This window comes from Arsenophonus endosymbiont of Bemisia tabaci Q2, assembly GCF_902713415.1.
Taxonomy (GTDB): Bacteria; Pseudomonadota; Gammaproteobacteria; order Enterobacterales; family Enterobacteriaceae; genus Arsenophonus.
On the sequence record NZ_CACTIE010000314.1, the window covers coordinates 1 to 897 of the forward strand.

At 30.0% G+C, this 897-nt stretch carries 2 protein-coding genes and 1 pseudogene; 2 read left to right on the forward strand and 1 reads right to left on the reverse strand.

Annotation, left to right across the window (positions count from 1 at the left end; translation table 11 throughout):
- Window positions 1-21 precede the first annotated feature (21 nt).
- Both ARSQ2_RS13990 and ARSQ2_RS15180 read left to right on the forward strand, forming a co-directional pair.
- Window positions 22-144: a hypothetical protein gene (locus ARSQ2_RS13990; RefSeq protein WP_255487719.1), complete on the forward strand. Its 123-nt coding sequence runs from the start codon at window positions 22-24 to the stop codon at window positions 142-144.
- A gap of 358 nt (window positions 145-502) precedes the next feature.
- Window positions 503-622 (forward strand): annotated as a pseudogene (locus ARSQ2_RS15180) (SulA-like leucine-rich domain-containing protein); the annotation flags it as partial.
- Window positions 623-694: 72 nt separating this feature from the next.
- On the opposite strand, the gene ARSQ2_RS11665 reads toward ARSQ2_RS15180, so the two are convergent.
- Window positions 695-790 carry a transposase gene (locus tag ARSQ2_RS11665; RefSeq protein ID WP_181995383.1) on the reverse strand — a complete coding sequence of 32 codons (96 nt, stop codon included), beginning with the start codon at window positions 788-790 and terminating at the stop codon, window positions 695-697.
- Window positions 791-897: the final 107 nt, after the last annotated feature.

Sequence of the window (897 nt, forward strand, 5' to 3'; positions counted from 1 at the left end):
ATATAGCTAGGCGACTTTAAAATGATTACAAGTAATTACTCTATATCAGTAAATTTATATTGGAGAAAAACATGTATTTTTGTAATCAAAATTAAGACGATTAGCTATAACTTAATAGTTACCCTTTATATTCAATATTTATAATAAATAAACTTTCGCATATATCTATTTAACTCATTAATAGTTAATAAAAATATTCTACTTAACAGGCAGAATAAAAAATACGCAATCCTATCCAAACTGCAACAATTAAATGTTCAATTAAGCAGAAAAGTTAATTTTTTGCGAAGCGCTTTGTAAAAATCGGCTTGATATTATATGAATACATAATTACTGTATATGTGTATAGTAATAAACTGAGATCAATATGAATATCAATACATGGAATTACCCAATAAAAACAGAGAATCAACCTAGTAATGTCCAAAATTTACTATTACCAAATTATAGAAATGCGCCAGTACATTCAAACGGCGTAGTTAATGAATAAGTATATAATGAAAATAATCCTATTGTTGAAGTACTTCTGACATCATTATTACACCGGCTTCGCGATGAATCTCGTTGGCTATTATGGCTAAATCCTAACCGAAAATTAAGCGGTAATTGGTTGATTAATTGAGAGCTACCATTAAATATAGCTAAGAGACTTAATTTTGATTACACCATATTGAGTGCGAACAAAATATCTGTTTCACATCCGAGCGCTCTTTTTTTTGCATTTAGCTTGTTCCCATTTATGTTCAATTGGATTAAGATCTGGCAAATAAGTAGGCAAATATTCCACCATATGCCCCGCATCGATGATGACTTATTGAATACTCTGTTTCTTGTGAAAAGTTGCATTATCCATCATGATTACACTGTTTTTAGGAAGTACTGGGATAAGGACTTGGG

What these genes read in the sequence shown, in the direction of transcription:
- ARSQ2_RS11665 (WP_181995383.1), bottom strand. Translation starts at nt 790, where the DNA reads ATGGTGGAATATTTGCCTACTTATTTGCCAGATCTTAATCCAATTGAA.
- ARSQ2_RS13990 (WP_255487719.1), top strand. Translation starts at nt 22, where the DNA reads ATGATTACAAGTAATTACTCTATATCAGTAAATTTATATTGGAGAAAA.